The sequence below is a fragment of the Rhodobacter ferrooxidans genome (assembly GCF_000176015.1).
Lineage (GTDB): Bacteria > Pseudomonadota > Alphaproteobacteria > Rhodobacterales > Rhodobacteraceae > Pseudorhodobacter_B > Pseudorhodobacter_B ferrooxidans.
This window is the reverse complement of record NZ_ACYY01000004.1, coordinates 148,671-170,634: the sequence shown is the minus strand read 5'-3', so window position 1 is coordinate 170,634 and position 21,964 is coordinate 148,671. Positions and strand designations below refer to the sequence as shown.

Genomic DNA, 21,964 nt, shown 5'->3' with positions numbered 1-21,964 from the left:
GTCTTTGATGCGTTTTGCCCCTTTTGCACTGCTGGTCGCGCTGCTGGCCACCCCGGCGCTTGCTGCCCCCTGCGGCGGCGATTTCGCCGGTTTCGTCGCGGCGATGAAGGACGAGGCCCGCGCGGCTGGGATGGCCGATGCCGACATCGACAGCTTTTTCCGCGGCGTGCGGCAGGACAACCGGGTGCTGAAGGCCGACCGCAGCCAGGGGGTGTTTCGCAAGACCTTCCTCGAATTTTCGCAATCCCTGATCAGCAAGAACCGCATCAGCAACGGTGCCGCCAATGCCGAGCGTTATGCCGAGGTGTTCGAGCGGGCGGCCAGCGATTACGGCGTGTCGCGCGGCATCCTGCTGGCGTTCTGGGCCTTCGAGACCGATTTCGGCGCGGTGCAGGGCGATTTCAACACCCGCAACGCGCTGGTCACGCTGGCAAATGACTGCCGGCGACCCGAGCTGTTCCAGCCGCAGGTGCTGGCGGCGATCAAGCTGCATGCGCAGGGCAGTTTTGACCCCGACACCACTACCGGCGCCTGGGCGGGCGAGATCGGCATGGTGCAGATGCTGCCGAAAGACATTCTGGAACGCGGGGTCGATGGCGATGGTGATGGGCGGATCAGCCTGAAAACCTCGGTGCCCGATGCGATCCTGTCGGGGGCGCATATGCTGGAAAGCCTGGGCTGGCGCGCGAACGAGCCGTGGTTGCAAGAGGTGACGCTGCCCGAAAGCTTCGATTGGGCGCTGACCGGGCTGGACCATGCCCGCCCGGTGCAGGACTGGGCGGGCATGGGCGTGGTGGCGCGGCAGGGCGCGCTTGCCAGCGGCCTGGCTGCCGCCGTGCTGCTGCCGCAAGGCCGCAAGGGACCGGCGTTTCTGGCCTATCCCAATTTCAACGTGTTGTTCGAATGGAACAAAAGCTCGGTCTATGTCACCACCGCCGCCTATTTCGCCACGCGGCTTGAAGGCGCCAAGGCCTATAACGCCGGCAATCCCGACCCGGCGCTGTCGCTGGAGCAGATGAAGGCCTTGCAGCAAAAGCTGGCGGCGCGCGGCCATGACGTCGGCAAGATCGACGGGATTCTGGGGGCAGCAACCCGGGCCGCGGTGCAAAAGGAACAGACCCGCCTCGGCCTGCCCGCCGATGCCTGGCCGACGCCCGAATTGCTGAACGCTCTCTAGCTTGTGAAGGCGTGGCTCCACGGCATCCGGTGACAGCGGCGGCGCGGGGTGGCATTGAAGCGGGGTATGGCAAAAAGGAGACGACGATGCGCAAGGCGCTGATGGCAGCGGTCGTGATCTGCGGGGCGCTGGCCGGTCCGGTCTGGTCGCATGGCGAGGCCATGGCGATCGGCGAGGCGGCTGAAGCCACCGCCGCCACCCGCACCATCGAGATCACCATGGGCGAGACCGCCGATGGCCAGATGGTGTTCACCCCCGCCACGCTGGAGTTTGCGGCGGGCGAAACCGTGCGGCTGGCGCTGCACAACACCGGCGCGCAAGAGCATGAGTTCATCATGGGCACCCCCGCCGAAATCACCGAGCACAAGGCGATGATGGAAGCGATGCCCGACATGGTGCACACCGAAGCCAACACCCTGCGCCTTGCTCCAGGGGCCTCGGGCGAAATTGTCTGGACTTTCGCCAACGCCGGGGTGTTCGAGTTTGCCTGCCTGATCCCGGGCCATTACGAAGGCGGGATGCACGGGCCCCTGACGGTGAAATAGCCCTCAGGCCACCAGCGCCTCGGCCTTTTTCAGATCGACGCTGACCAACTGGCTGACGCCCTGTTCGGCCATGGTCACGCCAAACAGCCGGTCCATCCGCGCCATGGTCACGGCGTGGTGGGTGATCACCAGAAACCGGGTTTCGGTGCGGCGGGTCATCTCGTCCATCAGGTCGCAGAACCGGGTGACGTTGGCGTCGTCCAGCGGTGCGTCCACCTCGTCCAGCACGCAGATCGGCGCCGGGTTGGCCAGAAACACCGCAAAGATCAGCGCCAGCGCCGTCAGGGTCTGCTCGCCGCCCGACAAAAGGCTCAGCACCGCCAGCTTCTTGCCGGGCGGCTGGCACATGATCTCCAGCCCGGCCTCCAGCGGATCGTCGCTTTCCACCAGCACCAGCCGCGCCTCGCCACCGCCGAAGAGATGGGTGAACAGGGTGGCGAAACTGGCGTTCACCGCCTCGAAAGCGGTCAGCAGCCGCTCGCGGCCCTCGCGGTTCAGCCCGGCAATCCCGGCGCGCAGCTTCTTGATCGCCTCTTCCAGATCGGCCTTTTCCCGCGCCAGCGTGTCATGCTCGTCCTGCACGGTCTTCGCGTCTTCCTCGGCGCGCAGGTTCACCGCCCCCAAGGCCTCGCGCTGGCGTTTCAGCCGGTTCACCTCGATGTCCAGCGCCTCGGCGTCGGGCATGGTGGCGGGGTCGGCGGCCAGAGTGTCCAGCAGATCCTGCGGGCTGTGGCCGGTGCCCTCGGCAATGCGGCCCGCAGCTTGCAGCACCCCTTCGCGGGCAGCTTCGGCGCGGGCCTCGGCGCGGGCGCGGGCCTCGCGGGCCTCGCCTGCCGCCCGTTCGGCCTCGCGCTCGGCGTCCTGCGCGGCCCGCAGCGCGGCTTCGGCATGGGAGCGGCTATCGGTGGCGGCGGTCAGCCGGGCCTCGGCCACGGCCATCGCGTCTGACAGATCGGCACGTTGCTGGGCGATTTCTTCCGGGGCGGCGGCGGCTTCGCGCAGTTCCTCCTCGGCATCGGCCTTGCGGTCGGCCAGTTCGGCACTGCGCCGTTCCGCCGTTTCCAGCCGCGCCTGCCAACCGGCGATTTCCTTGCCCACGTCCTGCGCCCGCCGCACCCGCGCCTCGCCCTCGCGGCGCAACTCGTCGTGAAACGACCTTCGCGCCAGCATTTCCAGTCGCGCCGCCTCGACCGTGACCTTCAGCGCTTCGACCGCCGCCCGCCCCTCGGCCAGATCGGGCAGATCGCGCAAAGCCGCCTCGGCCTCGGCCAGTTGGCTGCGCGCGGCCATGGCGGCGTCAAGATGGCGCGCCACCGCCAGCTTTGCCGCCTCGAACTTGCCCGCCGCAATGGACCGATCCGCTTCGGCGCGCGAGGCCATGCGGCTGACCTCGGTCACCCTTGCATCGGCGGCGCGGCGGGCGTCGCGGGCCATCTGGTCGGCGCGGGCCAGATCGGCCAGCCGCGCTTGCAACGCCTCATGCGCCAGCCGCGCGCCATCGGCCCGCGCCGCCACATCCTCCAGATCGCGTTTCAACTGCACCAGCCGGTTCAACTGCTGCAAGCGCAGCGCCGCCGCCGAGGGTGCCGCTTCGGCCCCGGCGCGAAAGCCATCCCAGCGCCACAGGTCGCCCTCGCGGCTGACCAGCCGCTGCCCGGGGCGCAGGCCGGGTTGCAGCCTTGCCCCCTGATCGCGCGGCACCAGCCCGATTTGCGAGATCCGGCGGCGCAGCACGCCCGGCACCTGCACATGCGCCGACAGCGGCGTGACCCCGGCGGGCAGCGGCTGTGCTTCATCATAATCGGCCAGCGCCGCCCAGCCAGACCCCCCCGGCCCGGTCAATTCCGGCGCCCGCAGATCGTCGGCCAGCGCCGCCCCCAGCGCAGCCTCGAACCCCGGCTCCACCTGCACCCGGTCCAGCACCTGCGTGCCCGCCTGCGATTCGCGGTCCACCAGCCGCGCCAGCGCCGCCACTTCGGCGCGCAGGGCATTGACCTCGCCCTCGGCGCTGGAGCGTGCGGCGCGCGCATCCGCCTCGCGGCCCTGCACCTGACCGCGCGCGGTTTCCGCCGACTCCAACGCCGCCTCGCTGGCCTCAGCCAATGCCATCGCCTGTTCCAGGGCCTCCTCTGCCCCGTCGAAGGCTTCGGCAGCCAGCGCCTGCGCCGTGTCGGCCGACTCCACCGCCGCTTGCGCCCGTTCCGCCTCGGCTTCGGCACGCTGCAGGGTGCTGGAACTGTCGGCCAGCAGGCGCTGCCCGGCGTGGTGGCGGGCCGACAGCCGGGCCACGTCTTCGGCCTGTTCCGACAGGGTGTTTTCGTGCTGCGACAGCACCGCGGCGGCCGAGCGGGCGGCGGCGGCGGCATCGGCCAACCGACCTTCGTGGCCGTCATGGGCACGGGCAAGCTGGGTCTGTTCCCACTCCAGCCGCGCAATGGTGTCGCCCGCGTCGCGGTTCAGCGCCGCCTCGCGTTCGGCATCGCGGCCCAACTGGTCGATCCGCGCCATCAGCGTGTCGATCGCCTGCCGCGCCCGTTGGTCGGCATCGTTCAGCGCGTCGCGCTGCACCGACAGGCGCTGCAAGATCGCCCCGGCAATCGCCTCTTCCTCGCGTTTCGGCGGCAAGGCGTCGTCGCACAAGGCCCGCGCCTTGCCCGCCGCCCGCGCCGCCGCCTCGGCCTGACCTGCGGCCAGCAACCGAGCGCGCAGCAGGGTTTCGGCCTCGTCGCGCGCGAGGTCAGCCTCGCGCCAGCGGCGGAACAGCAGCATGCCCTCGGCCCGGCGCAGGTCTTCACCGATCTCGCGGTAACGCGCCGCCTGCCGGGCCTGCCGTGCCAGCGTCACCAATTGCGCGGCCATCGCCGCCACCACATCGTCGATCCGCGCCAGATTGCCCTCGGTGGCCTGCAACCGCAGTTCCGCCTCGTGCCGCCGCTGGTAAAGCCCGGAAATCCCTGCGGCCTCCTCCAGGATAACCCGCCGGGATTTCGGCCGCGCGTTGATCAGTTCCGAGATCTGCCCCTGCCGCACCAGTGCCGGCGAATGTGAGCCGGTCGAGGCATCGGCAAACAGCATCTGCACATCGCGCGCCCGCACGTCGCGGGTGTTGACCTTGTAGGCCGACCCGGCGTCGCGGGTGATCCGCCGCACGATCTCGATCTGATCCGCCTCGTTGAAACCCGCGGGGGCCAGCCGTTCGGCATTGTCGATCACCAGCGCCACTTCGGCAAAGTTGCGCGCGGGCCGGGTGGCGGCCCCGGCAAAGATCACATCCTCCATGCCGCCGCCGCGCATCGCCGTGGGGCGGTTTTCGCCCATCACCCAGCGCAGCGCTTCCAGCAGGTTGGATTTGCCACAGCCGTTCGGCCCGACAACGCCGGTCAGACCCGGATGGATCACCAGATCCGTCGGGTCGACAAAGCTCTTGAAGCCGTTCAGGCGCAGGCGGGCGAACCGCAAGGGGCAACTCCGGGTGATTCCGATCGGGCGGCCATGGTCCGGTGCCTGCGGCGCCATGTCAATCAGCAACCCCCGATATGGCCCTTGATCTGGGCGGACATCGGCGCTTATCCACAACATCTTGCCGCATCGCGGCGCTTGACCCCGGCACGCCGCCGCCGTCTAATACCGGAGAAGGAGACCCTGAATGATCCCGCCCTTTTCCGGCCACTGCCTTTGCGGTGCCACCCGTTACACCTGCAAGGCCGAGCCGTTGTGGCAGGCGCATTGCCATTGCGAAAGCTGCCGTCGCGCCACCGCTTCGCCTTTCACCTCGTATTTCGGCATCGAGGACGGCAAGTGGCTGTGGACCGGCGAACACCCGGCCACCTATCAGTCCAGCCCCGGTGTGTGGCGCGATTTCTGTGCCACCTGCGGCACCCAGATGGCCTACCGCGCCGCGAAATACCCCAATGAGACGCATTTCTTTGCCGCGACGCTGGACCGGCCTGCGTCCTACACCCCAACCAAACATGTGCACAGCGCCGAGATGCTGCCCTGGGTGCACCTTGCCGATGGCCTGCCGCAGACGTGACGCCGTTCCAAGCCAAAGACCCCTATGACTGGGCAGCCCTGCTGGCGATGATTCGCCGCGCCTTTGCCGGGATGGAGGGGCGGATCGACCCGCCCTCGTCGATCGAGCGGATGACGCCCGAAGCACTGGCCGCGCTGTCGGCGGTGTCGGAGGTCTGGGTGATCGGGCGTCCGGCGCGGGCCTGCGTGGTGCTGACGCCGAAGCCTGCCGCACTTTATATTGGCAGGCTGGCGGTGGATGCGGCCTGGCGCGACCACGGCTATGCCCGGCAACTGGTTGATCTGGCGGCCGAGCGCGCCCGCGCCCTGGGCCTGCCGGCGCTGGAATTGCAGGTGCGGGTGGAACTGCTGGAAAACCACGAGACCTTCCGCGCCATGGGCTTTGCCCAGACCGGCGAGACCACGCATCCGGGCTATACCCAGCCCACCAGTCTGGTGTTCACAAAGCCGGTCTAGGCCTTTTCGCCATCAGGAGCCCGCATGATCGCCGCCTTGCTTGCCGTTCTGCTGTGCCAGCTTGCGGGCGAGACCGCCAGCCGGGCGCTGGCCTTGCCGCTGCCCGGCCCGGTGTTGGGCATGCTGCTGATGCTGGCTGCCTTTGCCGCACTGCCGCGGCTGGCGCAGGTGGTGCGGCCACTGGCGCAGGGGATTCTGGGCAACCTCGCGCTGCTGTTCGTGCCCGCCGGTGTGGGAGTGATCGGCCATCTGGACCGGCTGGGGGCAGAAGGGCTGCCGCTGCTGGTGGCGCTGATCGGGTCCACGGTGCTGGCCATCGCGGTGGGGGCGCTGACCTTCGCGGCGGTGGCGCGGCTGACCGGGGCGGAGCCGGAAGATGCGTGATTTTACCGAGATCTGGAGTTATCTGGCGCAAGGCCCGCTGCTGTGGCTGACCGCGACCATCGCCGCCTATGCGCTGGGAGATGCGGCGTTTCGTGCGTCCGGGCGCAGGCCTTGGGTCAACCCGGTGCTGATCGCCGTGGCGCTGCTGGGCGGCTTGCTTTGGGCCACCGCCACGCCCTATGCCACCTATTTCGAGGGCGCGCAGTTCGTGCATTTCCTGCTGGGTCCGGCCACGGTGGTGCTGGCGCTGCCGCTGTTTGACAACCTGCGCCATATCCGCCGCTCGGCGCTGCCGATCGTCGCGGCATTGCTGGCCGGATCGACCACCGCCGTGATCTCGGCACTGGGCATCGGCTGGGCGATGGGGCTGCGCGGCGAGACGCTGATCTCGCTGGCGCCGAAATCGGCCACGGCACCGGTGGCGCTGGGCATCTCGGAAAGCCTGGGCGGGTCGCCGACGCTGACAGCCGTGCTGGTGATCCTGACCGGCATCATCGGCGCGGTGGTGGCGACACCCTTGCTGAACCTGTTGCGGCTGACCGACTGGCGGGCGCGTGGCTTTGCCGTAGGGGTGGCGGCGCATGGCATCGGCACGGCGCGGGCGTTTCAGGTGCATCCGGTGGCGGGCGCCTTTGCCGGGCTGGGCATGGGGCTGAACGCGGTGCTGACGGCGTTTCTGGCCCCGGCGCTGCTGCGACTGTTCCAGTAACGCTCAGGCCGTGGCGGCCTGCAACGTGGTCTGCGCCAGCAGGCGGATATCCTGCGCAGTCATGCCGGCATCCAGATACATCGCCGCCGGACTGGCCTGCTCGATGAAGCGGTCGGGCAGGGTCAGGGTGCGCACGACGGCACCCCGGTCGAAACCGCCCGAGTTCGCCAGATAGTGCAGCACCTGTGCTGCGAAACCGCCCGCCGAGCCTTGCTCGACCGTGATCACCGCCTTGTGGTGGCGCACCAGCTGGGTGATCAGATCGGTGTCCAGCGGCTTGGCAAAGCGGGCGTCGGCCACGGTGACGCTGATGCCATCGGCCTCCAGCAGGTCGGCGGCGATCAGACACTCGCCCAAGTGCGCGCCGAACGACAGCAGCGCCAGATCATCGCCCTGCCGCAGCACCCGGCCCTTGCCGATCGGCAAGATCTCGCCCGGCGAAGGCACCTCGACGCCCCGGCCTTCGCCGCGCGGATAGCGGAAGGCAATCGGGCCGTCGTCGTAGGCAGCAGCGGTGGCGACCATGTGCACGAGGTCGGCCTCGTCGCCCGCAGCCATCACCACCATGCCCGGCAGATCGGCCAGAAAACCCACGTCAAACGCCCCCGCATGGGTGGCGCCGTCCTGCCCCACCAGCCCGGCGCGGTCGATGGCAAAGCGCACCGGCAGGCCCTGCAAGGCCACGTCATGCACGATCTGGTCGTAGCCGCGTTGCAGGAAGGTGGAATAGATCGCCACGAACGGCCGCAGACCCGCCGCCGCCATCGCCGCGGCAAAGGTCACGCCATGCTGTTCGGCAATGCCGACATCGAACACCCGCGCCGGAAACTTCGCCGCCATGATATCGACGCCGGTGCCCGAGGGCATCGCCGCCGTCACCGCCACAATGCGGGTATCCAGCGCTGCGGCATTGGCCAGCGCCGTGCCGAACACGCCGGTATAGCTGGGGGCGTTGGATTTCGACTTGGCCTGGGTGCCCGATTCGACATCGAACCGCCCGACGCCGTGGTATTTGTCCAGCGCATGCTCGGCCGGGGGGTAGCCCTTGCCCTTGACGGTCAGCGCATGGATCATCACCGGCCCGGTGGCCCGCGCCCGCGCCGTGCGCAGGGTGGCCAGCACCTGCGCCATGTCGTGGCCGTCGATCGGGCCGATGTAGGTAAAGCCCAGTTCCTCGAACAGCGTGCCGCCGCCGGGGATGCCGGTGATCAACTGCCGGGCACGGCGGGCACCATCGCGCAGCGGGCCGGGCAGGCTGGCCTCGATGCCTTCTGCCGCCGCCCGAAGTGCAGCAAACGGCGCGCCATTGTTCAGCTGGTTCAGATAGCGCGACATTGCCCCCACCGGCGGCGCAATCGACATGTCGTTGTCGTTCAGGATGACGAACAGCCGCTTGTGCATGTCGCCCGCGTTGTTCATCGCCTCGTAGGCCATGCCGGCGGTGATCGAGCCATCACCGATCACCGCGATGGCCTCGCCGGTCGGCATTCCCAGATCGCGGGCCACCGCAAACCCCAGCGCCGCCGAAATCGAGGTGGAGCTGTGCGCCGCCCCGAACGGGTCGTATTCGGATTCCGACCGCTTGGTAAAGCCCGAGATGCCACCCCCCTGCCGCAGGCTGCGCATCCGGTCGCGCCGCCCGGTCAATATCTTGTGCGGATAGCACTGGTGGCCGACATCCCAGATCAGCTTGTCGCGCGGGGTGTCGAACACCGCATGAATTGCGACCGCCAGTTCCACCACCCCCAGCGACGAGCCCAGATGCCCGCCGGTTTCCGACACCACCGAGATCACCTCGGCCCGCACTTCCTTTGCCAGCAGCGCCAGTTGCGCATCGCTCAGCGCGTGCAGATCGGCGGGTCCGGCAATACGGTCAAGGATCGGGGTGGCAGGATGGGCCATGGGGTCTCCGCGATGCAGGAGGTGGGGGTTGGATGCAGGGCACCCGGTTCCTGTTGCCTACAGGACAAAGCCCGGTCTGTGAAGCGGCACCAGGCAAGGCCGACCGCAATGGCCGGATGCGCAAAAAAGGCAGGGCGGCCTGTGCGACCGCCCTGCCCCGATTTTCCTTCCGACCCGAGGGTCAGGCGCCGATCATCGCTGCGCCGACATAGCGCAGGACAACCGCCAGGATCAGACCGCCGAAGAACAGCGCCGCCGCCCAACCACCACCCTTGAGCATCTGCTCCATGATGAAGTTGCGAAGCTCTTGCTCTCTGGTCTGGCCGAAGACTGATTTGCGAGCCATTGTCGTTTTCTCCTCAATCCAGCGGTGCGTAGCCGTGGTCCTGTGCCCAGACAAACCAGTTGTCCACCACAGTGCCCGTCAACAGGATGCCGATACCACCGGTGATCGGAACCAGAACCGCAAACCACCAGGCCCAGCGGTGAATGCCTTCGAAGGTGGCGTTGAAGCCCATGGTCCAGCGCCAGAACAGCGCTGCCCGTTCGGCAGCCGTGCCGCGGTCAACCATCTGTTCCAGCTCGCGCTCGCCACCAAAGCGGCTGACCGCGATGATGGTCGCCCCGTGCATGGCGAACAGCAGCGCCGACCCGTAAAGGAAGCCGATGCAGAGACCATGGAAGGGGTTGTAGAACAGGTTGCCGTAAGTCAGCGAGAACATGTTGGTCCAGTCGAGGTGCGAGAAGATGCCGTAAGGCACCGCTTGCGCCCATTCGCCCATCAGAACCGGGCGGATCAGACCGAGAACCATCACCAGCCACAGCGCAGCAGCAAAGGCCCAGGACACGTGCTTGCCCATCCCCAGCGCCTTGGCCCGCAGGTAGGTGCGAGCCCACCAGGTCCAGAGCGAGATGAAGAAGAAGAAGCCGGCGATCAGGAACATGCCACCTTCCTTCAGCGGCGGGAACCGCAGGCCCCATTCCGGTGCTGGCGGCTCCAGCGAGAACCAGAACAGGTCGCGCAGGAACACAGCCGGGTTATACCCCGCCTGCGCCCAGAAGCTTGCACCGACGATCATGAACCAGATCGCACCGGTGGCCAGCGAAACCACCCCCAGCGTGCCCAGATAGATCGGGCCAAGCTGGGCGTTGCCGATCCAGCCCATCAGCGACGAGAAGCCGCCTGCGTTGGTCCGGTTTGCCAGGTTCACGTCTTCGGTCAGGCCCAGGTCAGGGGCGCCACGCACTTGGATCTGCGTGAAGATGTTTTGATACTCAGCCATTTACGCCTCCAGCGATATCAGACCAGAACGGCATGTTCGGCCACCACTGCCACCAATCGACCCAGGGATCGACCCAGTAGGTGCCAGAGAGAACGATGCAGACCGCGCTCCAGAACGCCGCATTCAGCGCCAGCAGCAGACCCACACGGTGGATGCCCAGGGTACCGACAGAGTAACCGACCAGATCACGGAAGAAGCTGTCTTCGTGATCGGGCGAGCGCATCTCCAGGCCCTTTTCCGGGTTCGCCGCCGACAGGATCAGACCACCGTGCAGCGCCAGCGCCAGACAGGTGGTGAAGAAGAAGCTGATCGCGATCATGTGGAACGGGTTGTAGTGGAAGTTGCCGTAGGTGTAGCCGGTGTTCGACACCCAATCGAGGTGCGTCCAGATCCCGTAAGGGAAGGCATAGCCCCAGGCACCCATCATCACCGGGCGAATGAACACCAAGGTGAAATAGGCGAAGATCGCAAAGCCGAAGGCGAAGGGAATATGCAACCCCATGCCCAGTTTGCGTGAAATCTCGACCTCACGCAGGGCCCAGCTGACAAAGGCACCCAATGCACAGACCGTGATGATCTGCCAAAGACCGCCCGCCGCCAGCGGAGCGAATGCCAGGCCCATTTCAACGGCTGGCGGTTCAATCGAGATCAGCCAGGGGTTCCAGGTGCCTTGCAGCACGGCGCCCCAAAAGACCAGAAGAGTGCCAAGCGCCGCGAAGAAGAACCCCGTGACGCCAAAGAAGCCGACATAAAACGGTCCGACCCAGAAGTCGAACAGATTGCCGCCGACCAGCGTGCCTCCTGGCACGCGGTATTTTCGTTCGAAGCTGAGCAGTGCCATGCTTCCCTCTCCGCTTGCTGGCGGCCCGCGACAGAAGTGTCAGGATGCCGTCGATGCCGGTTGTTTCGGATGGTTGAGGGCGGCGCAGGCCGCCCTCAACAGGTGCTTAGACTTACTGCGCAGCCGCGACGTAGCCGTACTTGGCCGAAGCCAGGTCCAGCCAGTTGAAGGCCGGGGAGCTGAGCAGGACAAGGTGGATCATCGCTGCAAGCAGGAACAGGAAAACCCCTTGCGCCACGAAAACGCGACGCGGATCGAAAATCAGCCAGATCTTGTAGAAGCTTGACATTTCTTGGTTCTCCTCAGAGCCACGGACGCCAGAAATACACTGCCGCATGAGCAACAACGGCGACGGCCACGAACAGCCAAAGCCCGCTCAAATAGACGGAGTGCAGTTCCTGCGCCTGCTGGTCCGTAAGACCTGTGAAGCTCAGGTCAGATTTATCAGCCATTCTATCCTCCGGATGGTCAGACTGAGGCCGCGTGCCCCGCGGCCAGGTTGACGAACAGACGGAATGCCTGCCCGAAAATCCGCCCCAAACCAAGGGGCGAATGTGGTATCCGCGCCCAAGTCAGGCCCGGAAAATCATGGTCGCCGCAGCCGTTGCCTCGGACCGCGCCCGGGCGATCGGCCCTTTGGCGGGAAACCTGCCGTGCAGCGCCAGCGATACCGGAACCGCCAGCAAGGCGAACGGCAGCGCAATCAGAAAAATCAGGGCGAAGTAGATCGAGTATTCGATCCGGCCTGCGCGATGGGCGCGACCCCTGGGCACTTCGATGTTGTAATCGGTCATGCTCTTTCTCCCTTGGAAGTAGGTACCGTCATCCCTTGCAGGGCTTCGACGGTTTCACGAACGACCCGCTCGGCGCCCGCATCGAGTGCGGCTTTTTCGGCGGCGTCACGCAGGGTGCGCGCGGCGCTGATCCGGGTCAGAATGGGGTGGCTTTCGACGATCTTTTCCAACGCGGCCTGCGCATCCGCATCCCACGGGAAATCCCGGCGAAGGTTGGTCGGAGTTGCGGCTGCACTGTCCATTTCGGTTCCCAAAGGCAGAATGTGAAACAATGCGTCGAACAGCGCATTGCAGACTTCCTGCAAGATCCACGTGCAACCTGTGTAGCCCATAAAGGGCGTGCCTGTAGCGCGCCTTATGGCCGCACCCGGGAAGCTGGCGGCCAGAAAACTGGGGGCCGGACCGAAGCCGCCCTTCAATTCCGCCAGGTAAATTTTCTCGTTGATCGAGCCCATCACCACCAAAGGCCGGTGCTGCCGCAACAAACCGCGAACAGCCTCGTTGTTGGTCTTCAAACCGGCGCATCTGGCCACGGCAAAGGCGCAAGGCAGGCCCAGATCGTCTTCCAGATAGTGCCGAACGCCGCGGGCATAGGTCTCGTTGGCCACGATTCCAAAGCTGGCGGTGGCAAAGAAATCCTGCGTGACAGAACGCCACAGATCCCAGACCGGCTTCAGCGTGGAGTGCTTTTCGCGCTCGATGAACGGCTCCGGGTCCAGACCCAGCATTTCGCCCAGGGTGCGCAGGAATTTCGTGGTCGAATCAAGGCCGATCGGGGCTTGCAGATAGGGCTTGCCCAGCACCTCGGCCAGGCCGCGGCCGAACTCGCGATACATCACCACATTGGCGTCGGCGTTCACCAGATGGCGCATTTCGGCCAGGTGCGCGCCCAGCGGCATCACCATGTTGATCTCGGCGCCGATGCCTTCGACCAGCCGCCGGATCTCATGCAGGTCCGACGCCATGTTGAACACGCCATACATCGGCCCGAGAATGTTCACCCGCGGCTTCTGCCCGGCATCGCGCGGGGTTTCCGGCGGCATCCGGCCCTTGGTCATGCCGAATTCGGTGAAGATCCAGGTCATCGCCCGGTCGGCGCACTGCCACTGGTCTTCGTCGATGGTGCGCGGCAGGAAGCGCTGGATGTTGGTGCCTTGCGGCGTCACGCCGCCGCCGATCATCTCGGCAATGCTGCCCGTGACCACCACTGCCGGCAGCGCCGGGTCCAGGGTCTTCCAGGCCCGCGCCATCGACGCCTCGGTGCCCGAGGTCATCTCGTCCTCGCCCAGACCGGTCACCACAATCGGCAACTCATGCGGCGGCAGACCGTCGGTGTAGTGCAGCACGGAGGTCACCGGCAGGTTCTCGCAGCCCACCGGGCCGTCGATCACCACCTGCAAACCCTTGACGGCGCAGAAGGCATAAACCGCCCCCCAGTAGCCGCCCGCGCGATCGTGGTCCTGCACCAGCATCAGATCATCTCCTCGGCTTTGGCGGCTTTCGCGGCCCGGTCGAGTTTCTTCTGATGCAGCGCGCGGAAATCGGGGCGCAGGTTTGGGCTGCCTTCCCAGATGCCGGCGGTATCGCCAGTGCCGACGCCGGCAAAGAAGGCGCGCATGCCATCCATCCGGGTCTTGCCGGCGATGGCGGCATTGACCACCTGCCCCAGCGAACCCGCACCCGCGGGCCCCATCAGGGGGCGGGCCGAAATCAGGTTGGTGAAATACAGCGACGGGATGCCCAGCGATTTCGCCTTCTGCACCAGCGGCGTGGTGCCGATGGCCAGATCGGGACGGAAACCTTCCATCGCCGCCAGATCATCTTCCAGGCTGGCGCGATACTTCACCGCCACGCCCTTGGCTTCCAGCCAGTCGCGATCCGCTTCCGACCATTGGGTCTTGGCGCAGGCGGTGCCGACATAAGGCACATCGGCGCCGCTTTCGATCAGCAGCCGCGCCACCAGCAGTTCCGAGCCTTCATAGCCGGAAAGCGTGATGCGGCCCTTGACCGGGTTGGCGGCCAAAGCGGCCTTGATCGCGGGCAGGAAGGCGTTCTGTGCTGCGGCAATCTTGTCAGGCCCCACGTCGAAGGCCGCCCCTATCGCCGCCAGCCAGTCGGCAGTGCCGTCATGGCCCACCGGGGCGGAACCCACAACCTTGCGGCCAGCCGTCAGGAATTCACGCACCGAAGCGGTGTAGAACGGATGGATCGCCGCGGCCACGTCGCAATCGAGTGCGGCATACAACTCGCGCCATTCGCGGCACGGCACCACCGGCCCGGCGGCCAGCCCCATCGGTGCCAGCATCGCGCCGATCATCATCGGGTCGGCCGGGAACATCTCGCCCAGCAGCGCCAGCGTCGGGCGATCCGAGCGGCCTTGCGCGGGCGAGGCCACCGGCCCTGCCTCGATCTCGGCGCGGGCGTATTTCAGCATGGCACCGGCCAGCACGTCCTTGGCCTCGGCATGGGTGGGGATGCCAAAGCCCGGCACGTCGATGCCGACAATCCGCACGCCGTTGATTTCGCTGGGCAACAGCTTCAGAGGCACACCCGAGGCGGTGGGCACACACAGGTTGGTCACCACCACCGCGTCATAGCGGTCGGGGTCGGCCAACTCGTGCACCGCGTCGCGGATGTCTTCGAACAGCTTGCCCGTCACTAGGCTTTCCGAGTTGAACGGCACATAGCCCACCGATCGCCGCGCGCCGTAGAAATGCGAAACGAAGGTCAACCCGTAAACGCAGCAGGCCGAGCCCGAAAGCACCGTCGCCACCCGCCGCATCCGCAGCCCCACACGCAAAGACCCGAAGGCCGGGCACATGCTTTGCGGCTTGTCATGCGGCCCTTGCGGATAGTCGGCGGCGTATTGGTCCAAAAGGTCCGAATTACCGGCCGCCCGCGCCGCCGCCTGCATGGTGCCCGCATCGGCATGACAGCCCATGCCATCGACCGGCAGCGCAGCGGCCTCCGGGGTGGCAACACCAACGTCCGTCAAGGGCGTGGCATGGGCATCATCATAACCGACTTCACCGCTCATTTTGCCGCCACCGAAGCTGATGGCGCCGGGCGCGCGGTGATCTGGGCCAAGGCACGCTCGAAAGCGGCAAGGGCGTCGAGGTCAAGCATTGTCGTAAACCACTTCCAGAGTTTTCTTCAGCACCGCGTTCTTGCCGCGCATGTCGGCGTCGGTGGCGGGGGTCAGCACAAAGTCCTTGCCGGTGGTTTCAGCCGAGAACAGGTTCAGCAAACCATCCTGCGACAGCGGCGCCGGACGGATCGGCGGCGCAATCGCCACGGCCTCGGCAAGGGCTGCAAACATCGGCCCCCATTGCGATTCCATGCTGCCGACGATCTGGTAGTTCGCCGATTTGCGGCGCAGATCCTCGTCTTGCGGAATGGCGGCCAGCACCGGAATGTTCACGGCTTTGGCAAAGGCCGCAGCCTCGCCGGTGCCGTCATCCTTGTTGATCACCAGCCCCGCGATGCCGACATTGCCGCCCAGCCTGCGGAAATACTCCACCGCCGAGCAGACGTTGTTGGCAACATACAGGCTTTGGAGGTCGTTCGAACCGACCAGTATCACCTTCTGCGCCATGTCGCGGGCGATCGGCAGGCCAAAGCCGCCGCAGACCACGTCGCCAAGGAAATCCAGCAGCACATAGTCGAAGTCCCAGTCGTGGAACCCCAGCTTTTCCAGCAACTCGAAGCCATGAATGATGCCACGGCCACCGCAGCCCCGGCCCACTTCCGGCCCGCCCAGCTCCATCGCGAACACGCCACCGCGCTTGAAGCAGACGTCGCCGATCTTCACCTCTTCCCCGGCCAGTTTCTTCTTGGTCGAAGTTTCGATGATGGTCGGGCAGGCCTTGCCGCCAAACAGCAGGCTGGTGGTGTCGGATTTCGGGTCGCAGCCGATCAGCAGCACCCGTTTGCCCATTTCCGCCATCATGTGCGACAGGTTGGCCAGCGTGAAGCTTTTGCCGATGCCGCCCTTGCCATAGATCGCGATGATCTGGGTTTTCTTGGTGGGTTCGCCCTGGGGGATTTCCAATGTCGGCTCCTCATGCGCTTCGTCGCGCAGGCGCTGATCGAAATCTTTCAGATTTGGCACATCGAGCGTCATGCGGCAGCCTTCCAATCGAGGATCATTTTCAGACAGTCAGGATCAGTGAAGGCGGTGGTGTAGGCTTCGGGGGCCTCGGCGGCCGGGCGGCGGTGGGTGATCAGACCGGCCAGCGACAGCGCCCCCGATTCGACCAGCGTCCGCGTGGCAACCATGTCTTCCGGGCTCCATTCGGCGGCAATGCGCAGACGCGCCTCGCGCATGAAGGCGGCGGGGAAGGAAAACTGGATCGGCACCGTGTAAAAACCCGCCAGCACGACCTCGCCGCCCTTGGCGATTCGGCCGATCAGCGAATCCAGCAGACCGGCATCGCCCGAGGCGTCGTAGATCGAGCGGTAGTTGCGCCGCTGATCCTGATCGGGGTGGATGACCTCGTAACCGATGGCACCTTCGGCGCGGGCCGGGTTGACCTCCCACACGGTCGGGGCCGGAGCGCCTGCCGCCACGGTCAGCCGCGCCAGCAGGCGGCCCAGCGTGCCATGGCCGACGATCAGATCGGGAAGGGCGGTGTTGAAACCGGCCAGCGCATGTCGTGCCGTGGCGGCCAGCGCCAGCAGCGCGCCTTCGGCCCCAAAGCCTGCGTCGATGCGCGACACCCGCGCGGCAGGCGTCACCAGAAAATGCGACGCGCCGCCGAACAGCCCGAATACCGGCGTGCCGTCTTTCGGCTGAAAGCAGTTGGCGCCGGGCACGAACACCCGGTCGCCGGGGCGATAGCCGGTTTCCGGCCCCGCCTCGATCACCTCGCCCGCCGCTTCATAGCCGGGCACCAACGGGTAGCCCATGCCGGGGAACATCGGCATCGTGCCGGTCCAGAACAGTTTTTCGGTGCCGGTCGAGATGCCGGAATGAGAGATTTCCACCACCAGATCGCCATGCGTCGGCTCGACCAGCATCAGGGATTCAACCCCAAGCTGTTTTGGCCCCGACAAGATGACGGCAGTGGTTTCCACGTCTTCCCCCAGTTCGACCCGCTGCCTTCACCCCACAAGGGACTCGGGGCCAGCGCCTCGGCTTATCCTGTAACTTTAAACTTACACGAATAAGTGTCAACCCAAATAGACACATTGGCGAGGAATTGACGATCAAGGCTCAGGGCGCGGTGGCGGCTTGCACCATGGGCGCGACACCGGGCTTGCGGGCGGTCACGGACGAAGTGACGTAGGGTCGGTTTCCGGGGAAACTCTGCATGTTTTCAAAGCCCGCCGCCGCCAGCAGCCGGATGATTTCCGCCGCCGACCGGGTGCGGCCGGTCTGCATCGCCATGGTATAAAAGGCAAAATAAACGTCGGTTGAACGGTCGGGTTTCGCCCCCCCCGACATCGGTTCCGAGATGATCAGCCGCCCGCCCGGCGGCAGCGCCTCGAACGCCCGCGCCAGCAGGGCGGCGACGGTGGAATCAGAATGGTCATACAGCACCCGGATCAGGCTGATCGCATCCGCACCCTGCGGCAAAGCGTCGTCGCGGAAGCTGCCGGGATGCAGGGTGACTCGCGCCGCCAGCCCGGCGCTGGACAGCCGCGCATTGGCCCCCTCCAGCACCACCGGCAGGTCGAACAGCCCCAGCTTCAGCCCCGGATGCGCAAGACCCACCGCCGCGATGAACGCGCCAGTGCCACCGCCCACATCCAGAAGATGCGTGATGCCCTTGAAATCCACCAGCCCCAACGTATCGGCGGCGACCAGCGCCTGACTGTCGGCCATCAGGTTGGAATAGGTCGCGGTCACGGCAGGATCGACCGCCCCCGCCGCGCCGAACACATAGGGCCAGAACCGCGCCAGTTCCGGCGAGGTCTGGCCGCGCAGGAAGGCCACCGGATCGGCCAGATCGCGGTAAAGCACATCATGGTGGCGCACCATCGGCACCAGCCCCGGCACGGAAAGGAAAGCCGCCCCGCGCGGCGACAGCGCAAAACGCCCGTCGGCCAACCGTTTCATCAGCTTCAGCGCCGCCCCGGCCTGCAACAGCGCCTGCATCCGGTCCTCGGTCAGCCCGGCACCGGGGGCCAGATCGCGCGCCGCCAGCGGTTGCGCCTGCAGCTTTGGCAGAATTTCCAGCTCGACCAGCGCCAGCAGCACCTGCGACTGCACGAAGCCCGAGATCACGTCGAACATCGCCATGCCTTCGGCCTTGACGTAGCGCCGCAGCAGCGGCACCCGCGCCGCCCAGGCCTGGAACTTTTCCGAAGCCGCCAGACGGTTCAGCGCGGACCCGATCTGCCGCCCGGCTGTTGCGGGGCGGGGGGCGGTATGGGTTTGATCGGTCATCTCAGGCCCGTGCCCGCATCGGGGAGGTGGCGGCAGCCGGGGCCACCGGGGTCATCCGTTCGGCATAGGCGCGCACCATGTCTGCCAGCATCGCCTCGCCGGGGCAGGACGGGATCGAGGCGATGGCGCCGCTGAGAATATCGCGCAGCCGCCGGATCGCGCCCGGCACGCCAAGCTCGGTCACCGCCGAGGGCCGCGCATGCACGGTATCCTGCCCGGCCGGCTTGCCCAGCGTTTCGGCGTCATAAAGCGCGTCGCGCAGATCGTCGGCCACCTGGAACGCCTCGCCAATGCGGGAACCCAGTTCCACCCACGGCTCCGGCTCTTGCCCGGCGGCTTGCGCCCCCATGCAGGTGGCGGCAATGAACAGCGCCCCGGTTTTCGACCGGTGATAGGCCGACAGGTTCACCGTCGGCTCGCTTTCCCAGCCCTGCCCTGCGCAGATGCCATCCGGCATCCCCGAGCGTTTCGCCAGCGTGCGGATCAAGCCCAGCCCGCGGCCCGGCGCATCCTCGGCGGCACGCGCCAGCACGTCGAAGGCCAGAATGATCAGGCTGTCGCCGGTCAGCACCGCCAAAGGCTCGTTGAAGGCCTTGTGGATGGTCGGCTTGCCCCGGCGGATGTCAGCATCGTCGAACGACGGCAGGTCGTCATGCACCAGGCTGGCGCAATGGATCAGCTCCAGCGCCGCGGCGGCGGCATTGGAAAGCCCGGGCCGGTCGTCGCCACAGGCGATTGCCACCGACAAGAGGATGGTCGGGCGAATCCGTGCGCCACCGGGGGTCACGGCATAGGGCAGCGCCTGCGCCAGACGTGGCGGCGCATCCGGCCCAAGGCCAAAGCCTACCGCCGCAGCAATCGCCGCCTCGACCCGTTCTTCAAGCGCCATGGCACTCTCCCAAAGGCGGGGGCAGATCGGCCGCCCCGCAATCCTGTGCTTGTCAGGCTATAATGACACAGCACTGTAAATCATACTGGACAGTTGCGCCGCCCAAGTCAACAATCCCGCGCCATGGAACAGCGGCAGAACGGGCGGGCGGCAGACAGGGTCGCCAACAGGGTTGTGGTGATCGGCGCGGGCATCGGCGGGCTGTGCGCCGCGGTGCGGCTGGCCCACGCCGGGATGGATGTGACCGTGGTCGAGGCGTGGAAACGCCCCGGCGGCAAGATGCGGGTGATCGACTCGGTGGCAGGCCCGGTGGACGCCGGACCCACGGTTTTGACCATGCGGAGCGTGTTTGATGCGGTTTTCGCCGCTGCCGGGGCGCGGCTGGAGGATCATCTGACGCTGATCCCGCAGCCGATATTGGCGCGGCACTGGTGGCCCGATGGCAGCACGCTGGACCTGCACGCCGACGCGCAGGCCTGCGCCGATGCGGTGGGCCGCTTTGCCGGCAAGCGCAGCTACAACCAGTTCCGGACGTTTCAGGCGCAGACCGCGCGGCTCTATGCCGCATTCGACGAACCGATGATGCAGGCCGCCAGACCGCGGTTGGGGGCCATTGCCGCCGCCGCGCTGCGCAGCCCGCGGATCTGGCCCGACCTGATTCCCGGGATGACGCTGGCGCGGTCGCTGACGCGGCAGTTCAGCGACCCGCGGCTGCGGCAGTTGTTCGGGCGCTATGCAACTTACGTCGGCGGCTCGCCCTACCGCTCGCCCGCCGTTCTTGGCCTGGTGTGGCAGGCCGAGGCGCGTGGGGTCTGGGCGGTCAAGGGCGGCATGCACCAGCTGGCACTGGCGCTGGAGGCGCTGGCCCGCAAGGGGGGCGCGCAGTTCCGCTATGGCGTGGCCGTGGACCGCATCGTGCCGCAATGGGGAAGGGTGGCGGATGTGGGTCTTGCCGATGGCACCACCCTGCCCGCCGATCATGTGGTGTTCAACGGCGATCCGGCGGCACTGACCGCGGGGCTGCTGGGCGGGGCTGCCCGCAGCGCCTTGCCGCTGTCGGCCAGCCAGCCGCGCAGCCTTGCCGCCTGGGTCTGGGCCTTTGCCGCCCAACCCTCGGGGCCGGAAATGATCCATCACAACGTGTTCTTCGGCAGCGACCCGCGCCGCGAATTCCCGCCGATCTCTGCCGGCCGGATGCCCGAAGACCCGACGCTTTATATCTGCGCGCAAGACCGCGCTGCGGGCACCCCTGCCCCCGGCCCGGAACGCTTTGAAATCATCATGAACGCGCCATCCACCGCCACGCTGGTGTCGCAACCGCACGAGGACCAAACATGCCGGGATCTGACCTTTCAGCGTCTTTCAAGCTTCGGCCTGACCTTCGATCCGCAGCCGGAGGTGACGTCACTGACCCAGCCCTCGGGGTTCGCGAAGATGTTCCCGGCCTCGATGGGGGCACTGTATGGCCGCAGCCCGGAGGCAGCCCTGGCAGCCCTGCAACGGCCGGTGGCGCGGACGGCGCTGAAGGGACTTTATATCGCGGGGGGTGGAGCGCACCCGGGGGCGGGGGTGCCGATGGCTGCCCTGTCCGGCCGGCACGCGGCCGAGGCGATCTTGCAGGACCGTGCTTTACCATCGACGTAGGGCCGGATGGCTATGCCTGGTGGTATATCGACGGGGTGTCGGATGCGGGCGACCGTGCGGTCTCGGTGATCGGCTTCATCGGCTCGGTGTTCTCGCCGTGGTATCGCTGGGCCGGGCGGCGCGATCCGGCCAACCATTGCTGCATGAACGTGGCGACCTATGGCCCCGGTGGCCGTTTCACCATGACCGACCGTGGCCGCGCGGCGCTGCGGCAGACCGAAGACACCCTGACCATAGGCCCCAGTTCGATGCACTGGAACGGCAGGCAACTGGTGATCACGGTGGACGAGATCGGCGCGCCGCCGAAGGTCAGCCGCGTGCAGGGCACCATCACCGTCACGCCCGAGGCGATCACCGATGTCGAAGTGGCGCTGACCCCGGATGGCGCGCATCTGTGGCGGCCTTTTGGTCCCACAGCGCGGATCGAGGTCGATCTTTCCCAAGGCCACAAATGGCAGGGCCACGGCTATTTCGACGCCAATTTCGGCACCCGCGCGCTGGAGGCCGATTTCGCCTATTGGACCTGGGGCCGGTTTCCGCTGCGCGATGGTGCCGCCTGTTTCTACGACGCCACCCGGCATGACGGCACGCATCTGTCGCTGGGCCTGCATGTCGATCATGCCGGTGCGGCCCGGGTGATCGAGCCGCCGCCGATGACCCGCCTGCCCCGCACGCCCTGGGTGTTGCGGCGCGAAACCCGCTGCGACGCGGGCTTCAAGCCGCGGCAGGTGATGGCGATGCTGGATGCGCCGTTCTACAGCCGCTCGATGGTGGAAACCCGGATCAACGGCGAGGTCAGCCTTGGCGTGCACGAGGCGCTGGACCTCGCGCGTTTTGCCAAGCCCTGGCTGAAGCCGATGCTGGCCTGCCGGGTGCCGCGCCGGCCCGGATGGACCTTCAAGGACTGATCAGGCAGC

General features: G+C 66.8%; 22 protein-coding genes. 8 read left to right on the top strand and 14 right to left on the bottom strand.

The annotated features are described in order from the left end of the window. Positions 1–7: 7 nt before the first annotated feature. Both RSW2DRAFT_RS04745 and RSW2DRAFT_RS04740 read left to right on the top strand, forming a co-directional pair. Entirely contained in the window at positions 8–1,177 is a 1,170-nt protein-coding gene (locus RSW2DRAFT_RS04745) for a lytic murein transglycosylase (RefSeq protein WP_008028583.1), read from the top strand. An 86-nt stretch (positions 1,178–1,263) separates the two neighbouring features. After that, on the top strand, positions 1,264–1,722 hold the full coding sequence (locus tag RSW2DRAFT_RS04740; RefSeq protein ID WP_008028582.1) for a cupredoxin domain-containing protein: 459 nt from the start codon (positions 1,264–1,266) through the stop codon (positions 1,720–1,722). 3 nt (positions 1,723–1,725) lie between these two features. On the opposite strand, the gene smc is transcribed toward RSW2DRAFT_RS04740, so the two are convergent. Then, positions 1,726–5,181 (bottom strand): chromosome segregation protein SMC, encoded by a 3,456-nt coding sequence (smc, locus tag RSW2DRAFT_RS04735; protein WP_008028581.1) that lies wholly within the window; start codon positions 5,179–5,181, stop codon positions 1,726–1,728. 187 nt (positions 5,182–5,368) lie between these two features. On the opposite strand from smc, the gene RSW2DRAFT_RS04730 reads away from it, so the two are divergent. Genes RSW2DRAFT_RS04730 through RSW2DRAFT_RS04715 form a run of 4 tightly spaced genes read left to right on the top strand, consistent with a single transcriptional unit; the run spans position 5,369 to position 7,303 of the window. Beyond that, the gene (locus RSW2DRAFT_RS04730; RefSeq protein WP_008028580.1) at positions 5,369–5,755 is read left to right on the top strand and encodes a GFA family protein; all 387 of its coding nucleotides are present in this window, start codon (positions 5,369–5,371) and stop codon (positions 5,753–5,755) included. Further along, on the top strand, positions 5,752–6,210 hold the full coding sequence (locus RSW2DRAFT_RS04725; RefSeq protein ID WP_008028579.1) for a GNAT family N-acetyltransferase: 459 nt from the start codon (positions 5,752–5,754) through the stop codon (positions 6,208–6,210). Before RSW2DRAFT_RS04730 ends, RSW2DRAFT_RS04725 begins: the two co-directional genes overlap by 4 nt. A gap of 24 nt (positions 6,211–6,234) precedes the next feature. Then, entirely contained in the window at positions 6,235–6,594 is a 360-nt protein-coding gene (locus RSW2DRAFT_RS04720; RefSeq protein ID WP_008028578.1) for a CidA/LrgA family protein, read from the top strand. Beyond that, positions 6,587–7,303, top strand: coding sequence for an LrgB family protein (locus RSW2DRAFT_RS04715; protein WP_008028577.1), 717 nt, complete (start codon positions 6,587–6,589; stop codon positions 7,301–7,303). Before RSW2DRAFT_RS04720 ends, RSW2DRAFT_RS04715 begins: the two co-directional genes overlap by 8 nt. 3 nt (positions 7,304–7,306) lie before the next feature. Here the strand turns inward: RSW2DRAFT_RS04715 and dxs are convergent, their stop codons facing one another. The 13 genes from dxs to RSW2DRAFT_RS04655 all read right to left on the bottom strand — a co-directional run bounded on the left by dxs (position 7,307) and on the right by RSW2DRAFT_RS04655 (position 19,403). Further along, entirely contained in the window at positions 7,307–9,205 is a 1,899-nt protein-coding gene (dxs, locus tag RSW2DRAFT_RS04710; RefSeq protein WP_008028576.1) for a 1-deoxy-D-xylulose-5-phosphate synthase, read from the bottom strand. A gap of 181 nt (positions 9,206–9,386) precedes the next feature. After that, a complete protein-coding gene (gene pufX / locus RSW2DRAFT_RS17840; protein WP_008028574.1) occupies positions 9,387–9,551 on the bottom strand; it encodes an RC-LH1 core complex protein PufX in 165 nt (54 codons plus the stop codon). A 13-nt stretch (positions 9,552–9,564) separates the two neighbouring features. After that, positions 9,565–10,488: a photosynthetic reaction center subunit M gene (gene pufM / locus RSW2DRAFT_RS04705; RefSeq protein ID WP_008028573.1), complete on the bottom strand. Its 924-nt coding sequence runs from the start codon at positions 10,486–10,488 to the stop codon at positions 9,565–9,567. Next, positions 10,481–11,329 carry a photosynthetic reaction center subunit L gene (gene pufL, locus RSW2DRAFT_RS04700; RefSeq protein ID WP_008028572.1) on the bottom strand — a complete coding sequence of 283 codons (849 nt, stop codon included), beginning with the start codon at positions 11,327–11,329 and terminating at the stop codon, positions 10,481–10,483. The genes pufM and pufL overlap by 8 nt, the downstream gene beginning before the upstream one ends. A 112-nt stretch (positions 11,330–11,441) precedes the next feature. Further along, on the bottom strand, positions 11,442–11,618 hold the full coding sequence (gene pufA / locus RSW2DRAFT_RS04695) for a light-harvesting antenna LH1, alpha subunit (RefSeq protein WP_008028570.1): 177 nt from the start codon (positions 11,616–11,618) through the stop codon (positions 11,442–11,444). 13 nt (positions 11,619–11,631) lie between these two features. Further along, the gene (pufB, locus tag RSW2DRAFT_RS04690; RefSeq protein ID WP_008028569.1) at positions 11,632–11,781 is read right to left on the bottom strand and encodes a light-harvesting antenna LH1, beta subunit; all 150 of its coding nucleotides are present in this window, start codon (positions 11,779–11,781) and stop codon (positions 11,632–11,634) included. Between the two features lie 120 nt (positions 11,782–11,901). Next, positions 11,902–12,123 (bottom strand): cytochrome PufQ, encoded by a 222-nt coding sequence (pufQ, locus tag RSW2DRAFT_RS04685; protein ID WP_008028566.1) that lies wholly within the window; start codon positions 12,121–12,123, stop codon positions 11,902–11,904. Beyond that, positions 12,120–13,595, bottom strand: a complete 1,476-nt coding sequence (gene bchZ, locus RSW2DRAFT_RS04680) for a chlorophyllide a reductase subunit Z (protein ID WP_008028564.1) — start codon at positions 13,593–13,595, stop codon at positions 12,120–12,122. Before bchZ ends, pufQ begins: the two co-directional genes overlap by 4 nt. Then, positions 13,595–15,160 (bottom strand): chlorophyllide a reductase subunit Y, encoded by a 1,566-nt coding sequence (gene bchY / locus RSW2DRAFT_RS04675; protein ID WP_008028563.1) that lies wholly within the window; start codon positions 15,158–15,160, stop codon positions 13,595–13,597. Before bchY ends, bchZ begins: the two co-directional genes overlap by 1 nt. A gap of 81 nt (positions 15,161–15,241) precedes the next feature. Further along, complete coding sequence (locus tag RSW2DRAFT_RS04670; protein WP_008028560.1) at positions 15,242–16,246, bottom strand: chlorophyllide a reductase iron protein subunit X; 1,005 nt, start codon at positions 16,244–16,246, stop codon at positions 15,242–15,244. Continuing rightward, positions 16,243–17,199: a chlorophyll synthesis pathway protein BchC gene (bchC, locus tag RSW2DRAFT_RS04665; protein ID WP_008028558.1), complete on the bottom strand. Its 957-nt coding sequence runs from the start codon at positions 17,197–17,199 to the stop codon at positions 16,243–16,245. Before bchC ends, RSW2DRAFT_RS04670 begins: the two co-directional genes overlap by 4 nt. A gap of 139 nt (positions 17,200–17,338) precedes the next feature. After that, positions 17,339–18,514, bottom strand: a complete 1,176-nt coding sequence (locus tag RSW2DRAFT_RS04660) for a methyltransferase (protein ID WP_008028556.1) — start codon at positions 18,512–18,514, stop codon at positions 17,339–17,341. Between the two features lies 1 nt (position 18,515). Next, a complete protein-coding gene (locus RSW2DRAFT_RS04655; RefSeq protein WP_008028554.1) occupies positions 18,516–19,403 on the bottom strand; it encodes a polyprenyl synthetase family protein in 888 nt (295 codons plus the stop codon). Between the two features lie 123 nt (positions 19,404–19,526). Between RSW2DRAFT_RS04655 and crtD the strand changes: the two genes are divergently transcribed. Together crtD and crtC are read left to right on the top strand one after the other, a co-directional pair. Continuing rightward, complete coding sequence (gene crtD, locus RSW2DRAFT_RS04650) at positions 19,527–21,047, top strand: 1-hydroxycarotenoid 3,4-desaturase CrtD (protein ID WP_008028552.1); 1,521 nt, start codon at positions 19,527–19,529, stop codon at positions 21,045–21,047. Positions 21,048–21,082: 35 nt separating this feature from the next. After that, positions 21,083–21,955 (top strand): carotenoid 1,2-hydratase, encoded by an 873-nt coding sequence (crtC, locus tag RSW2DRAFT_RS04645; protein ID WP_008028551.1) that lies wholly within the window; start codon positions 21,083–21,085, stop codon positions 21,953–21,955. Positions 21,956–21,964 lie beyond the last annotated feature (9 nt).

Coding starts and splice junctions, on each gene's coding strand:
- RSW2DRAFT_RS04745 (WP_008028583.1), top strand. CDS start 8: ATGCGTTTTGCCCCTTTTGCACTGCTGGTCGCGCTGCTGGCCACCCCG.
- RSW2DRAFT_RS04740 (WP_008028582.1), top strand. CDS start 1,264: ATGCGCAAGGCGCTGATGGCAGCGGTCGTGATCTGCGGGGCGCTGGCC.
- RSW2DRAFT_RS04730 (WP_008028580.1), top strand. CDS start 5,369: ATGATCCCGCCCTTTTCCGGCCACTGCCTTTGCGGTGCCACCCGTTAC.
- RSW2DRAFT_RS04720 (WP_008028578.1), top strand. CDS start 6,235: ATGATCGCCGCCTTGCTTGCCGTTCTGCTGTGCCAGCTTGCGGGCGAG.
- RSW2DRAFT_RS04715 (WP_008028577.1), top strand. CDS start 6,587: ATGCGTGATTTTACCGAGATCTGGAGTTATCTGGCGCAAGGCCCGCTG.
- dxs (WP_008028576.1), bottom strand. CDS start 9,205: ATGGCCCATCCTGCCACCCCGATCCTTGACCGTATTGCCGGACCCGCC.
- pufX (WP_008028574.1), bottom strand. CDS start 9,551: ATGGCTCGCAAATCAGTCTTCGGCCAGACCAGAGAGCAAGAGCTTCGC.
- pufM (WP_008028573.1), bottom strand. CDS start 10,488: ATGGCTGAGTATCAAAACATCTTCACGCAGATCCAAGTGCGTGGCGCC.
- pufL (WP_008028572.1), bottom strand. CDS start 11,329: ATGGCACTGCTCAGCTTCGAACGAAAATACCGCGTGCCAGGAGGCACG.
- pufA (WP_008028570.1), bottom strand. CDS start 11,618: ATGTCAAGCTTCTACAAGATCTGGCTGATTTTCGATCCGCGTCGCGTT.
- pufB (WP_008028569.1), bottom strand. CDS start 11,781: ATGGCTGATAAATCTGACCTGAGCTTCACAGGTCTTACGGACCAGCAG.
- pufQ (WP_008028566.1), bottom strand. CDS start 12,123: ATGACCGATTACAACATCGAAGTGCCCAGGGGTCGCGCCCATCGCGCA.
- bchZ (WP_008028564.1), bottom strand. CDS start 13,595: ATGCTGGTGCAGGACCACGATCGCGCGGGCGGCTACTGGGGGGCGGTT.
- bchY (WP_008028563.1), bottom strand. CDS start 15,160: ATGAGCGGTGAAGTCGGTTATGATGATGCCCATGCCACGCCCTTGACG.
- RSW2DRAFT_RS04670 (WP_008028560.1), bottom strand. CDS start 16,246: ATGACGCTCGATGTGCCAAATCTGAAAGATTTCGATCAGCGCCTGCGC.
- RSW2DRAFT_RS04660 (WP_008028556.1), bottom strand. CDS start 18,514: ATGACCGATCAAACCCATACCGCCCCCCGCCCCGCAACAGCCGGGCGG.
- RSW2DRAFT_RS04655 (WP_008028554.1), bottom strand. CDS start 19,403: ATGGCGCTTGAAGAACGGGTCGAGGCGGCGATTGCTGCGGCGGTAGGC.
- crtD (WP_008028552.1), top strand. CDS start 19,527: ATGGAACAGCGGCAGAACGGGCGGGCGGCAGACAGGGTCGCCAACAGG.